The 13062-nt window shown below is 69.0% G+C and carries 10 protein-coding genes; 3 read left to right on the top strand and 7 right to left on the bottom strand.

Annotation, left to right across the window (positions count from 1 at the left end; translation table 11 throughout):
- Positions 1–277 precede the first annotated feature (277 nt).
- Positions 278–1084: an alpha/beta hydrolase gene (locus tag P3L18_RS04570; protein ID WP_276113418.1), complete on the top strand. Its 807-nt coding sequence runs from the start codon at positions 278–280 to the stop codon at positions 1082–1084.
- 69 nt (positions 1085–1153) lie between these two features.
- Here the strand turns inward: P3L18_RS04570 and P3L18_RS04565 are convergent, their stop codons facing one another.
- Positions 1154–2773 (bottom strand): carboxylesterase/lipase family protein, encoded by a 1620-nt coding sequence (locus tag P3L18_RS04565; protein ID WP_079928812.1) that lies wholly within the window; start codon positions 2771–2773, stop codon positions 1154–1156.
- Positions 2774–2796: 23 nt separating this feature from the next.
- Here P3L18_RS04565 and P3L18_RS04560 point away from each other — a divergent pair, with 23 nt between their 5' ends.
- Positions 2797–3582, top strand: a complete 786-nt coding sequence (locus tag P3L18_RS04560; RefSeq protein ID WP_276113402.1) for a 5-oxoprolinase subunit PxpA — start codon at positions 2797–2799, stop codon at positions 3580–3582.
- A gap of 4 nt (positions 3583–3586) precedes the next feature.
- On the opposite strand, the gene rlmB is transcribed toward P3L18_RS04560, so the two are convergent.
- From rlmB to P3L18_RS04535, 5 genes are all read right to left on the bottom strand, one after another.
- Positions 3587–4537, bottom strand: coding sequence for a 23S rRNA (guanosine(2251)-2'-O)-methyltransferase RlmB (gene rlmB / locus P3L18_RS04555; RefSeq protein ID WP_276113401.1), 951 nt, complete (start codon positions 4535–4537; stop codon positions 3587–3589).
- Positions 4538–5932, bottom strand: coding sequence for a cysteine--tRNA ligase (cysS, locus tag P3L18_RS04550; protein WP_079928806.1), 1395 nt, complete (start codon positions 5930–5932; stop codon positions 4538–4540).
- Positions 5933–6016: 84 nt separating this feature from the next.
- Positions 6017–6487, bottom strand: coding sequence for a 2-C-methyl-D-erythritol 2,4-cyclodiphosphate synthase (gene ispF / locus P3L18_RS04545; protein WP_079928804.1), 471 nt, complete (start codon positions 6485–6487; stop codon positions 6017–6019).
- Positions 6484–7167 carry a 2-C-methyl-D-erythritol 4-phosphate cytidylyltransferase gene (gene ispD / locus P3L18_RS04540; RefSeq protein ID WP_276113400.1) on the bottom strand — a complete coding sequence of 228 codons (684 nt, stop codon included), beginning with the start codon at positions 7165–7167 and terminating at the stop codon, positions 6484–6486. Before ispD ends, ispF begins: the two co-directional genes overlap by 4 nt.
- Before the next feature lie 57 nt (positions 7168–7224).
- Positions 7225–7713 (bottom strand): CarD family transcriptional regulator, encoded by a 489-nt coding sequence (locus P3L18_RS04535; protein ID WP_006372593.1) that lies wholly within the window; start codon positions 7711–7713, stop codon positions 7225–7227.
- A 383-nt stretch (positions 7714–8096) separates the two neighbouring features.
- Here P3L18_RS04535 and P3L18_RS04530 point away from each other — a divergent pair, with 383 nt between their 5' ends.
- A complete protein-coding gene (locus tag P3L18_RS04530) occupies positions 8097–8828 on the top strand; it encodes a hypothetical protein (RefSeq protein ID WP_079928800.1) in 732 nt (243 codons plus the stop codon).
- A 79-nt stretch (positions 8829–8907) separates the two neighbouring features.
- Here the strand turns inward: P3L18_RS04530 and P3L18_RS04525 are convergent, their stop codons facing one another.
- Positions 8908–13011: an Ig-like domain-containing protein gene (locus P3L18_RS04525; RefSeq protein ID WP_276113399.1), complete on the bottom strand. Its 4104-nt coding sequence runs from the start codon at positions 13009–13011 to the stop codon at positions 8908–8910.
- Positions 13012–13062 lie beyond the last annotated feature (51 nt).

Here is a 13062-nt window from a genome sequence, read left to right as displayed (position 1 = left end):
TCCTTCGACGGCCGGCATTTCTCGATGACGCGATCTCCCGAGAATTCTCGCGGTTTATCGAGTCTGGTGAAGTCACCGTATCGGTAAAGACCGCCGCATGTGCGCCTTCGGTCGGGCGACACACGGCGGGCGCGTGGCGCGCGGCTCGTCCGCGGGCGGACCGATGCCGTTTCGACTCTCAAACGTTCTCACCGCGCTACGGGGACTCTGGGAGCATGGGCGCCATGCCCACCGAGTTCCTCCTCCGACGCAGCGCGCCATGTCCCCGACAACCGCGATGACCCGTTCCGGGATCCGCGTCGGCGACCGCGTCGACGCCGGCTGCTACATCGACGTCGACGGCGCCCTGATCTGGCACTTCGTCGGCGGCGACCCGGCCGGGGCGCCGACGGTTCTGTTACACGGTGCCTTCGCGTCGGCGGCGACGTGGGGTGCGCAGATCGCCGGATTCACCGATGCCGGCCTGCATCTGTTCGTTCCCGAACGCAGCGGCCACGGCCACAGTCCGGACATCGCCGGGCCGTGGTCGATGGATGCGATGCTCGCCCAGATCGTCTCCTATCTCGAGACGGCGGTCGAGGTGCCGGCCAATCTGGTCGGCTGGAGCGACGGCGCGATGCTCGCGCTCCTCGCCGCGCGGGTGCGCCCCGATCTGGTGTCCCGGGTCGTACTCACCTGCAACTACATCAACTCCGCAGGACGCGACGCGCCCGAGTTCTTCTCCCGGATGACCGATCGGGATCCGGATCTGGTCGACTTCCTGCGCGGCACCTACAACGAGGAAAGCCCGGACGGCCCAGAGCATTTCGACACGGTGTACGCGAAAACCGAGGACTTCCTGATCAACGGACCGGACTACGCGGTCACCGAGTTCGCCGAAGTCGACGCACCCGTGCTGGTCGTCGCCGCCGACCGTGGCGTGGTGCACCTCGAGCAGAGCCTGGAATTGTCCCGCACGTTGCCCCGCGGACGGCTCGCGATTCTCCCCGGCACGCACATCCTGCCGATCGAGTCACCGGAACTGTTCAATCCGCTGGTGCTGTCGTTCCTGATGTCGGACCCGCCGAGTCAGTGGACTCCGTGAATCACCGGACTCCGTGACCGCTGGACTCCGTGATCGCTGGATTCCGTGACCGCCGGGAGACCCGGCTGCTCAGACGTCGAGCGCGGCGACGTCGGACGGCGCCTCCGGTGAACCGCCGGACGCGACGAGGAGTTGACGCCCCCGATCCCACGCCTGCCGGCGCGACGCGTCCGGGTCGGACTCGACGTGGCTGGTGCGGTCGAGCACCATCACCGGCCGATGCGCCGCGTCGTAGGCGGGCCAATCCGGCCCGGGAGGCCGCCCGCGAGCGAAATCGCCCCACCGGGACTGCATCTCGTCGACCATCGCGCTCGCGGCGCGCCAGTCGGCCGTCGCCAGCCCGGCGAACATCGGCATCCGATATCCGCCGAACACCGCGAACAACTCGGTTGCGTGCGTGGCGCCGAGTCCGGCGCGCGCGAGGGCACGCGTATGGAAGTCGAAGCGGTACACATACGTCGGTGCCACCTCGCGATGAGCGTCGGCGAAGGCGGTGACCGGAGCCCAGAAGATGCTGTCGGCGGTCAGCCGCAACTGGTCGTCGGGGCCACCGGCGTACTGGTTCATGATCTCGTCGCGCGCGGTCTCGTCCTGGATGGCCAGCAGGGTGCGCTGGGTGTCGGGCAGCAGATTCCAGAACTTGTCGAAGAGTTTGCCCTCGTCGCGGTTGGTGCCGATGATCAGCGGGACCGGCGCGGTGTTGCCGTCGCGGGCCGCGGCATACGGCGACTGCGGTAGGGACGGCACGCCGTAGGCCGGTCCGAACGGGGTCGGTTCGACACTGTCGGCGTGGCGGGCGAAGCCCATCAGCCGACCGCCGGCGCGGTGGAGTTCCTCAGGGGTGGCGGCGTCGAGGCGCCGGGCCGCCTCGTGCGGGTCGATCGGCTCGCGCGGGCTGGTGGCGTCGGTGCTGCGCCGGTTCGGATCGGCCAGCAGGCGCAGGAACTCGTCGGCGAACAACGCGGCGCTCTCGCGGGAGATCGCCAGGTCGGTGGCCGGGCTCTCGGCGATCGCCCGGTGGAACAGTCCGCGTGCGCCGGGCGCGGCGAGCAGGCACAACACCGAGGTCCCCCCGGCGGACTCGCCGAAGATGGTGACGTTGTCGGGATCGCCGCCGAAGGCCGCGATGTTGCGCTGCACCCATTGCAGGGCGGCAATGTGGTCCTTGAGACCGGGGTTCTCGTCGAAGTGCCGTTCCGGCGTCGAATAGCCGCTGAAATCGAGCATCCCGAACGGCCCGAACCGGTACTGGATGGTGACCACGACGACGTCCTGCGCACGTGCGAGGTGCGTGCCGTCGTAGAGCGGGGTCGCCGCGGTGCCCAGGATGTAGGCGCCGCCGTGGATGAACACCATCACCGGTCGCGGCGCGCTCGCCACGGTGTCGGGGGCGACGACGTTGAGGGTCAGGCAGTCCTCGCTCACCGGCTGGAATCGTCCGAGGCCGGTCGCGGTGAGCAGTTTGTCCTGCACCGCGGCGTCGCCGAAGTTCTCGCAGCGCCGCACGCCGGGCCACGGGGCCACCGGTTGCGGGGCGTCAAAACGTCCGCCGCCGACCGGCGGCGCCGCATACGGAATGCCCCGCCAGGCGACGGTGCCACGCCGTGAACGCCGGCCGCGGACCCCGGACACGATCCCCTCCGCGGTCGAGACCCTGGTGTCGGCCACTGCGGTGTTCGGAACTCCCATGCTGTCGAATCTACAATGCGGCAGTGACGTCGAACACTGTGCGTGTGCCCGCCGGGCAGGAGGTCGGGCGGTCGGTCGACCTCAACGCCGACCTCGGTGAGGGCGGCGGCGACGACGAGGCGATGCTGGCGATCGTCACCAGCGCCAACGTCGCCTGCGGCTTCCACGCGGGCACCCCCGCCGAGCTGCGCGCGACGTGCCGCGGGGCGGCGGTGTCCGGGGTGCGCGTCGGTGCGCAGGTCTCCTACCCCGACCGCTCCGGATTCGGGCGGCGCTTCATGGACATCGCCCCGGCCGAGCTCACCGCCGACATCCTCTACCAGATCGGCGCACTGCAGGGTCTCGCGAGATCCGTCGGGGTCGAGGTCACCTACGTCAAACCCCATGGGGCGCTGTATAACTCGATCGTGCACCACACCCGGCAGGCCGACGCCGTCATCGATGCGTTGCGTGAGCTCGGCGCCACCCTGCCGTTGATGGGTCTCGCGGGATCGCCTGTCCTGCACCGCGCCCGCGACGCCGGGCTCCCCGTCATCGCCGAGGCGTTCGCCGACCGCGCCTACACCCCCGACGCCACCCTGGTGCCGCGCACCGAGCCGGGCGCCGTGCTCACCGACAGTGGCGAGATCGCGCAGCGCGTCGTACGGCTCGTGTCCGAGGGCACCGTGGTGGCCGTCGATGGTTCGGTGCTGCGCGTCGAGGCCGAGTCGATCTGCCTGCACGGCGACACCCCCGGCGCCGTCGGACATGCCCGCGAGGTGCGGGAAGCGTTGCGGCTGGCCGGGATTCGGGTCAGCGCCGGGTCATAGCGCGTTACGTCAGCCGCCGCTGCCGTGCGAATTCGGCGAGCACGACTCCCGCGGCCACCGACGCGTTGAGACTCTCGACGTCGCCGGCCATCGGGATCGACAGGATCGAGTCGCAGGTCTCGCGGACCAGTCGCGACAGGCCCTTGCCCTCGGACCCGACGACGATGACGGTGGGTCCGGTGCCGTCGTAGGCGTCGAGCGTCACGTCCCCCTCCGCGTCGAGACCGACGAGTTGCGCACCCGTCTCCGCCCAATCCTTGAGTGTGCGAGTCAGATTCGGGGCCTGTGCGACGGGCAGCCGGGCCGCCGCACCCGCCGACGTGCGCCACGCCACCGCGGTCACCGACGCGCTGCGTCGCTGCGGGATGAGCACCCCGTGCCCGCCGAAGGCGGCGACGGAGCGGATGACCGCACCCAGGTTGCGGGGGTCGGTGATGTTGTCGAGCGCCACCAGCAGCGGCGGGGTGCCGCTGTCGAGGGCATCGCGCATCAGGTCGTCGGGGTGGACGTAGCTGTATTCCGGGACCTGCAGGGCGATGCCCTGGTGCATACCGTTGGCCGACAACCGATCCAGCTCACCCTTGCCCACCTCGAGGATCGAGATGGCACGGTCGGCGGCCAGCTTGACCGCCTCGGCGACCCGGTCGTCGGGATCACTGCCGGTGACGACGTACAGGGCGGTCGCCGGCACGTCGGCACGCAGGCACTCGACGACGGGGTTGCGACCCAGGACGTACTCGGGGCCGTCGTCCTTGCGCGACCTCGGCCGTCCCGCAGTGGTTTTCGCGGCGGCCTTGGCGCGCTTGTGCGCCGGATGGTACGGACGGTCGACGGCCTTCGGGGTGGCCCCACGCCCTTCGAGTCCGCGGCGTCGTTGGCCGCCGGAGCCGACGGTCTGCCCCTTCTTGCTGCCGTCCTTGCGGACGGCGCCCTTGCGTTTCGAGTTGCCCGCCATCTACTCCCGGCCTTTCAAGCTCCATTGTGCCCCGTCGGGGGTGTCGGTCACCTCGATACCGGCCTGCGCCAGTCGGTCTCGCACCGCGTCGGCGGTGGCCCAGTCCTTGTCGGCGCGCGCCTGCGACCGTCGGGCCAGTTCGGCCTGCACGAGCACGTCGAGTGCCGACGTGGCCGCCGAGTCGTCGGCGGCGTCGGAATGCCAGTGCGGGTCCAGTGGATCGACGCCGAGAATGCCCGTCATGGCCCGCACCGCCGATGCCGCGGACAAGGCCCCGGGCCCGTCGCCGCTCTCGAGGGCGGTGTTGCCGTGACGCACGGTGTTGTGCACGACGGCCAGCGCCGCGGGCACACCCAGGTCGTCGTCGAGGGCGGCCGCGAACTCGGCGGGTACCTCACCCACGCCGACCTCCGACACGCGCGAATGCACGCGCTCGACAAAGGATTCGACGCGTCGATAGCCTGCGGCCGCCTCGGTCAGGGCGCCGTCGGAGTATTCCAGCATCGAGCGGTAGTGCGCGCTACCGAGGTAGTAGCGCAACTCCACCGGCCGCATGCGCGCGAGCATCGCCGGGATCGACACCACGTTGCCCAGCGACTTGCTCATCTTCTCCCCGCCCATGGTCACCCAGCCGTTGTGCAGCCAGTACCGGGCGAACGGGTCGCCGGCGCCGTGCGCCTGGGCGATCTCGTTCTCATGGTGCGGGAAGATGAGATCCATTCCGCCGCAGTGGATGTCGAATTCCGCACCGAGCAGCGAGGTGGCCATCGCCGAGCATTCCAGGTGCCAGCCCGGACGCCCGGCACCCCACGGGGTGGGCCACGACGGCTCGTCGGGTTTGGCCGCCTTCCAGAGTGTGAAATCGCGCGGGTCACGTTTCCCGGTGCCCGCGCTCTCGCCCTGATGGACGTCGTCGAGTTTGTGACCCGAGAGCGCGCCGTACTCGGGCAGGCTGCGAACGTCGAAATAGACGTTGCCGTCGGCGGCGTAGGCGTGGCCGCGTTCGATGAGACGCTCCATGTAGGTGACCATCTGCGTGACGAATCCGGTGGCCCGCGGCTCCCCCGACGGCGGCAGCACGCCGAGCGCGTCATAGGCCGCGGAGAACTCCCGCTCGTGCGTGGCCGCCCACTCCCACCACGGGCGTCCGGCCTCGGCGGCCTTGCGCAGGATCTTGTCCTCGATGTCGGTCACGTTGCGGACGAACAGCACGTCGTCGCCGCGGTGCAGCAACCAGCGGCGCAGGATGTCGAAGGCGATGCCGCTGCGGACGTGACCGATGTGCGGAACTCCCTGGACGGTGGCGCCACACAGGTAGATCGACACATGCCCGGTGTGCAGGGGCACGAAGTCGCGTACCTCCCGGGTGGCGGTGTCATACAGGCGCAGGGTCACGACGTGCGATTCTACCCGGGTCGATGCCCGTGACCGTCCACCCCCGCGTGACGGGCCCCGGCTACCGGTACCGACCCCACGCGGTCAGTCCAGCCTCTCGTCGAGCAGCGCCGTGGCCACCGCGGCGATACCCTCGCCCCGTCCGGTCATACCGAGCCCGTCGGTGGTGGTCGCCGACACCGACACCGGGGCGCCGAGCGCGGCCGAGAGCACCTGTTGCGCCTCCGCGCGGCGCGGGCCGATCTTGGGACGATTGCCGATGACCTGCACGGCACCGTTGACGACACGCAACCCTGCCTGCGACACCAGCTCGGCGACATGGGTGAGCATCTGCACACCGGACACGCCCTCCCATTCGGGGCGGCCCGTCCCGAAGACGGAGCCGACATCGCCGAGTCCGGCCGCCGACAGCACCGCGTCGCACAGCGCGTGGGCACCGACGTCACCGTCGGAATGGCCCTCACAGCCGGCGTCGTCGGGGAAGTGGAGCCCCACCATCCAGCACGGCGCGCCCGACTCGACGCGATGGGCATCGGAGCCGATACCGACCCTCACGTGACGACCTCTCCGGAGTCCAGGATCTGACGGATGACCCGTAGGTCCCAGGGGGTGGTGATCTTCATGGCCATCGGATGGCCCTCGACGACGTGGACCGGGATGCCGATGCGTTCGGCCAGACCGGCGTCGTCGGTGGCCAGGCCCTCGTCGTCGGCATGTGCGGCGACGAGCGCCTCGCGGGTGAAGCCCTGCGGGGTTTGGATCGCGCGAAGCAGATCTCGATCGACCGTCGTGGTGACCTGTGCGAGATCGGTGTCGAACTGCTCGATCTGTTTGAGCGTGTCGGCCACCGGAATCCCGGGGATCACCGCGCGATGTCCGGCACGGATCGCGTCGATGACCCGACCGAATACGCCGGCCGGGGTGAGTGGACGAGCGGCGTCGTGCACCAGGATGATCCCGGCATCGCCGGCCGCGGCGAGTCCGGCCCGCACCGAGGTGGAACGATGGGCGCCACCGGCGACCACCTCGACGTGCGGCGGCAAAAGCAATCGTGCCCGACCGACGAGGTCGGCAGGCACGACGACGACCACACGAGCATCGAGATCGAGAACCTGATCGACGCACCGTTCGAGGATGGTGCGCCCGTGCAGATCGACGAAAGCCTTGGGAATCGACTCACCGAGCCGAGTTCCCGAACCGGCGGCCGGAATGATCACGCAGACCTGCGAGTTCACACGGCCATCCTGAGCCGACGACGCCGACCCGGGTGTTGCGGTCACAGCAGACGACGTCTACGACGCCGCGGCGAGAACCTCGTCGAGAATGCTGGTGGCCTTCTCGTCGTCGGTGTTCTGAGCAAGCGAGAGCTCGTCGACGAGGACGCGACGAGCGCGGGTCAGCATGCGCTTCTCGCCTGCCGACAGTCCGCGGTCCTGTTCACGACGCCACAGGTCGCGGACGATCTCGGCGACCTTGATGATGTCGCCGGAGATGAGCTTTTCTTGGTTGGCCTTGAACCGGCGAGCCCAGTTGGTGGGCTCCTCGGTGTGCGGGGCGCGCAAAACCTGGAAAACCTGATCGAGCCCCTCCTCGCCGACGACGTCACGCACGCCGACGTACTCGAGCTTGGATGAGGGAATCTGGACGGTCATGTCACCATCGGCAACCTTGAGAACCAGGTATTCGATCTGTTCGCCCTTGATGGTCCGAATCACGATGTCTTCGACCCGAGCAGCACCGTGATGGGGATAGACAACGGTGTCGCCAACTTTGAAATTCAATGTTCCGTGCCCCTTTCGAGTATGGCCAGTCTAACACGGGCGCCCCAGACGGCCCAGACAACGGTGCAGGTCAAGGCCATGATGGGTGCTCGGCCTCGGTGTTTGGGCAGGTGAGGCACCACCCCTTAGCAAGCGTGTCGCCTCTGCGCAACCGCGGCATCCACGGCCACACTCGCGCCCGCTGTCCGGGTCCGCTCCGTCGGCGACCTCGACGCGACACGGGCCAATCTGGCACCCCGCCGGGATTTTGTGACGCGCGCCCACTACGCTGCGTAGTGCAGCGTTCGTTCACTGCGTTTATGCGTTCGACTACCTGGGAGGAACGGGTGTCCGTGCCAACTCGACTTCGGCGACGACCTTCGACTGCACGACGCTTGGCGTCGGTGACCGCCATCGCGGCTGCGGGAGTCGCCATTGCACTGGGCACCACCGGTTGTGGTGCGGGACAGATCGCGCAGACCTCCAACATGATGCCCGGGGTCAACGGTGGCGAGGCCACCGCGACCTGGGACAAGGTCGAGATCCGCAACCTCCAGGTGGTCTACCCGGCCGATCAGGCCGACACCGTGTTCGACAAGGGCGGACCGTTCGAGGTGTCGTTCACCATCGCCAACAGCAGCCCGACCAAGACCTACAAGCTGACGAAGATCGCAGTGTCCCAACAGGGTGCACCGTCGTCGGCGACGGTGACCATCACCGGCGAGCCGACCATCGCGCCCGGACAGGCCGTGCGCGCAGGCAACCCGGCAAACGTTCTGCCGGACGGCTCGGAGCCGAGCGCCTCCGGTGAGTCGCAGAGCAGCACGGCATCGAGCACTGTGGAGTCCAGTAGCACGGAGGCCGGCAGCACCGCGACCACGACCAGCGCAGCCCGACCGACCTCGGCACTACTCGGAGAGTCGGCGATGATGGCCGAACTCGACGGCGCCGGCAAGTCGGTCGCGCCGGGACTGACCACCGAACTCACCTTCTACTTCCAGGTGCAGGACGACAACGGTAACTGGGTCGACGCCGGCACCATCAAGGCCGACGCCTCGGTCGACGCGACCACCCTGCAGACCCGGGTCGATCAGCCGCGCGGCGGCCAGGAGGCCGAGGGCGAAGGCGGGCACTGACGCTCGTATTCGGCAGAACCACAGACAGATTCGCGGGGCCGCGTCCATACCGGACGCGGCCCCGCGGCTTGTCTGATACTCAGGTCAGGGTCGACGACGCAGCCGCGCCGACGGTTACCGTCACCGGGGTGGCTCCCCCGTGGCCGTCGCAGACCGTCACGACGAAGGTGTCGTCGATCGTGCCCGGGGTGCGCGTGACATAGGTCCACGCACCGGTCGCGCTGTTCAGCGTCACCGAGCCGCCGGAGGGTCCCGTGGAGAGCGTGTAACCGACGGCGTCGTTGTCGGCGTCGGTCCCGATGACGGTGCCCGAGGTCGAGAGCGGGATGACGGTGATCGCCGACGTCGACCCGCTGCCGATCGCGTACACCGCCGACCCGTCGGCGTTCGCGATGAGCGATCCGTTCGGCCCCGACGTCGGCACCGACGACACCACCTGCTTGTAGTGCGCGCTGTTCGGATCGACGTCGACGATGTAGACGAGAGCGGCGAGCTGGTCGGACACCAGCAATGTCCTACCGTCCGCGCCGAGGGCAACCGCGCTCGGCGAGGCGCCGGTGGGCATGGTGATCGTGCCGATCGCCTGGGGCGTGGTAGACGGGTCCACATCGAGGATCGTCACCGTGCCGGAGCCGACATTCGACGAATACAGCCGGGTCCCGTCCGCGCTGAGCGCCAACCCGGAGGGGTTGGCCCCGGTGCCGGTGTCCCTGACATTGCTCGGGGGGATGTAGCCGCTGCTTGTCGGGCTGACGGTGACCGTCGATACCTCGGACCCGTTGTAGCCGGCCACGTAGACATGGGTGCCGTCCGCGCTGATGGCCAGATCGCCACCATCGGCGAACGTGTACGCGGCGTATTGCCCGTAGGTGACGCTCGTCGGGTCGACGTTGACGACGTACAGCATCGTCGAGCCCACCACGTAGGCGCGTTTTCCCTCGGGACTCACCACGACGTCCTGCGCACCGTTGGGCACTTGGTAGGTGGTTGTGACGAGGGTGCCGTAGGTCGAGCTCGCCGGGTCGACGTCGATGATCCGCAAGCTGTTGCCCGCGACCACATACACCCAGGTGCCATCAGGGCTGACGGTGATCCCGGCCGTCTGCTGCCCGACGTTGACCGTCTTGAGGATCTGGCCATAGGTGGCGCTGGCGACGTCGGCGTCGACGATGACCACGCTGCCGGATTGGACGCTGGCGTACAGGCGTTTCCCGTCGGGACTTGCCACGCCCTCCCAGAGCCTGGTCGTGCCGCTACCGATGGTCGAGGTCGTCGACCCGTGGTCGGAGGTGACGAGTACCGAGCCCTGCGGTGCCAGATTGGCAGGCGCGATCACCGGGGTGATGGTCGTCGTGGTGACGCCACCGCGCCCGTCGGTCACCGTGAACGTCACCGAATCGGCACCGGGTGTGGTGTTCCCGCCCGCCGACAACCCGTGGGCGTATCCCGGATCGGGTGTGTAGGTCCAGGTTCCGTCGTTGTTGTCCACCATCGTGCCGTGCGCGGGTGCACTCACGGTGATCGTTGTGGTGTCGCCGTCGGGATCGGCGGTGACGACCGTGTACACCGTCGACGCCCCATCGGGTGCCGGGGTGACGGTGATCGTCGGCGCCCCGTTGGTGGTCACAGTGACCGCGTCGTGGCCGCCGTGGCCGTCGTCGACGGAGATGACGAACGAATCCTGGGTGAGGACCGCACCCGGGTTCGGGGTGTAGACCCACCCGCCGGTCGTCGGGTTGAGCGTCACGGTGCCGTGTGCGGGTCCGGTGGTCACCGAATAGGACGGCGTGTCACCGGCATCGGCATCGGTGGCGCTCGCGGTTCCGGTCATCCCCCCGGTCGGGATGACGCGGACGGTGCCGTCGAGGCCGGTGACGTAGAGACGTGTGCCGTCGGGGGTCAGCGCCACGTCGGTGGGAGTTCCCCCGGCCGGCAGCGTGGCGATCACCTGGCGGTAGGTCGGGCTCGACGGGTCAATGTCGATCACCGCCACCACCCGCGCGTTCTGTTCGCTGACGTAGAGGGTGCGGCCGTCGGGGCTCGCCGCCACCCCGGTCGCCGCCGGCGTGGCGATGGTGAAGAGCACCTGCTGATAGGTGGCGCTGTCCGGGTCGATGTCGATGACCCGCACCAGGCTGCCGCCCGTCGCGTAGAGAGTCTTGTTATCGGCGCCGACCAGCACGCCGGTGAGACTGCTGCCGGGCAGATAGGTGGCCACGACATCACCCGCGGTGGAACCCGAACCGATGTCGATCGCCCGAACACCGGTATTGGTGGCGACATACAGCGTGTTCCCGTCCGGACTCATCGCCAGATCACCGGGCAGATTGCCGAGAGGGATGGTCCCGATCACCGTTCCGGTTCCGGGATACTCCGGGTCCACACCGATGACGACGACGCCACCGGACTGCGACATGTCGGCGACGTAGAGGGTGGAACCGTCCGGGGTGGCGACCGCACCCGTCGCATTGGCGACGGGGATCTGTCCGAGGATCTGACCGAACGTCGCACTCGAGGGATCCGCGTCGAGAATGTACACCGCACCGGCCGTCGTGTCGCCGACAAAGGCGTACTTGCCGTCTGCACTCACCGTCACCCCGTTCGGCAGGCTCGTCTGCGCGTTCCCGAGCACGATCACCGCCGACGAGCCGCTCGACCCCGAAACCACCAGCACCGGAGCGGCATTGGTTGGCGCGATCAGCGGGGTGACGACGGTGGTGACGGAGCCGCCGTGCCCGTCGGTCACCGTGAACGTCACCGAATCCGATCCGGGCGTGGTGTTCCCACCCGCCGACAACCCGTGGGCGTACGCCGGATCGGGTGTGTAGGTCCAGGTTCCGTCGCCGTTGTCGACGATCGTGCCGTGCGCGGGTGCACTCGCGGCGACCGTTGTGGTGTCGCCGTCGGGATCGGCGGTGACGACCGTGTACACCGTCGAGGCCCCATCGGGCGCCGCAGTGGCGGTGATCGTCGGCGCCGCGTTGGCGGGGGCCACCGTGACGGTGACCGTCGCGGTCTGTCCGGAAGCGCCGGTGGCCGAGAGCCAATGCAGATGCCAACCGTTGGAAGGGGTCTCGTCGGACACCGTCACCGTGAACGAGTCGACGGCGGTCGTGGTGCCGCCGTTCTCGGTCAACTGGTGCGCGTAGTCCGGGTCCGGGGTGTAGGCGTAGGTTCCGTCGGGGCCGATCACGACGGTTCCGTGGTCGGGGCCGTCGGTCACGGTATAGGTCACCGTGTCCCGATCGGGATCACTCGCCCCGAGGGAACCGGTCACCACGCCGCCGGCGCCGACCGTCTGTCCGCCGGGCGTGAGGACCGGATACGAGTTGAAGAGCCGCCGATTGATCTGTTGCCATGCGGCCCAGGCGAAGACCAGCGCGGGCTGCGGCGGCGGCGCCGAACCATTGCCCACCGCAAAGGGATTGAATCCCAGCACGCTGAGTAGCGTGGCGACGAACTTCGTCGGTGCATTCACCACGGGCACGCCGTCGTCGACCGTGGCGGGTGCAGGCGCCGACCCCACGACGGTCACCGGGGCCGCAGTCGTCGAGACCGACATCAGCACCGCCATCGGAGATGTCGGCGTCGGCGTGGTGGGCGCTTGCCGCGTTTCCGGGCTCGAGGCACCCGGGGACGTCGAGCCCTCGTCGTCGGGCCCGGTTGCGGAGTCACCCACCGGGGTCGCCGGAACCCCGGACGGTTGCGCGCCCACGCCGGAGTGGGGCTGCGTCCCGACAGACGGTGGAGCGGAGGCAGATTCGGTGTTGGCGATCTCGGTGGTATCGGCCTCGGGGGTGGCGGTCTCAGGGGTGGCGGTCTCGGTGCGAGACGGTTCGGCTCCTGATTGCTCGGGGGTTACCGGGTCCGGGGTTACGGGGTCCGGCCCCGAGGACTCGGTTGCCGGGGATTCGGCAGCGCCAGAACCATTGTCACCGGCCGAGGAGCCGGCCGGGGCCGAGGCACCGGATTCACCACTCGACGCCTCGCCCGAGGCCGTCGAATCCGTACTGCCCGAAGTCGATTCACCGGTTGTAGTCGTGCCCGTCCCGACGGGATCGGCGTAGGCGACTGCCCCGTCGACCACCGCCTGGCCACCCCACCACAGCACGGCCCCGACGCCGACACCGGCTGCCGCTGCTCGTACCCTATGTGTCGATCCGGTCGCTCGCCTTCTGGTCATCGTCGATCCTCACGGTGGATGGTGGCCCCGAACGGACGCGACACGCCCGCG

This window comes from Gordonia sp. N1V (assembly GCF_029269935.1).
In the GTDB taxonomy this organism is placed as follows: domain Bacteria; phylum Actinomycetota; class Actinomycetes; order Mycobacteriales; family Mycobacteriaceae; genus Gordonia; species Gordonia polyisoprenivorans.
The sequence above is the reverse complement of the archived record's forward strand: the minus strand, read 5'-3'. Positions and strand labels throughout refer to the sequence as shown.

What these genes read in the sequence shown, in the direction of transcription:
- P3L18_RS04570 (WP_276113418.1), top strand. Translation starts at nt 278, where the DNA reads ATGACCCGTTCCGGGATCCGCGTCGGCGACCGCGTCGACGCCGGCTGC.
- P3L18_RS04565 (WP_079928812.1), bottom strand. Translation starts at nt 2,773, where the DNA reads ATGGGAGTTCCGAACACCGCAGTGGCCGACACCAGGGTCTCGACCGCG.
- rlmB (WP_276113401.1), bottom strand. Translation starts at nt 4,537, where the DNA reads ATGGCGGGCAACTCGAAACGCAAGGGCGCCGTCCGCAAGGACGGCAGC.
- P3L18_RS04525 (WP_276113399.1), bottom strand. Translation starts at nt 13,011, where the DNA reads ATGACCAGAAGGCGAGCGACCGGATCGACACATAGGGTACGAGCAGCG.